Below are 433 nucleotides of genomic sequence, written 5' to 3'. Positions count from 1 at the left end.
CGATGGCGGTGATGCGCGGATCGTCGCTGAGCTTGTGCGTGGCCGCCCATTCAGCCCGGGCGCGCGGGCTGGCGGCGAGGTGGGCAGCGAGCACCGCCCCGCCGTTCGTGACCATGGAGCGGAACTTCAGGCAGCCGAAGCTGCGCCCGTCGCCGCCGAGCCGTGTGTGGCGGAAGATCGGCGCCTTTCGGTCGCCGGCCCAGACCAGGGCCGCGATCACCAGCATCAGCGGCATCAGCAAGAACAGGGCGGTGGCCGCGACCCCGATGTCGAGCCCGCGCTTGGCCGCCCAGTTCCTGCTGCTGCCGCTGATGCTGGTGATCGCCGCCCTGGTCTGGGCCGGCGACCGCAAGGCGCCGATCTTCCGCCACACACGGCTCGGCCGCGACGGGCGCAGCTTCGGCTGCCTGAAGTTCCGCTCCATGGTCACGAA

2 protein-coding genes are annotated in these 433 nt (G+C 71.6%); one reads left to right on the top strand and one right to left on the bottom strand.

Annotation, left to right across the window (positions count from 1 at the left end; genetic code table 11):
• Window positions 1-235: sugar transferase (locus MKL20_RS16085; RefSeq protein ID WP_244037508.1), on the bottom strand; the 235-nt coding region annotated here is incomplete at its 3' end.
• Between the two features lie 16 nt (window positions 236-251).
• Between MKL20_RS16085 and MKL20_RS16080 the strand changes: the two genes are divergently transcribed.
• Window positions 252-433, top strand: a 182-nt coding sequence (locus tag MKL20_RS16080; RefSeq protein WP_409568159.1) for a sugar transferase, incomplete at its 3' end; no start/stop codon positions are given.

Origin of the sequence: Methylobacterium sp. E-066 (assembly GCF_022829635.1) — a bacterium.
Taxonomy (GTDB): Bacteria; Pseudomonadota; Alphaproteobacteria; order Rhizobiales; family Beijerinckiaceae; genus Methylobacterium.
Note: the sequence above shows the minus strand (reverse complement) of the source record. Positions and strands in the feature narration are given on the sequence as shown.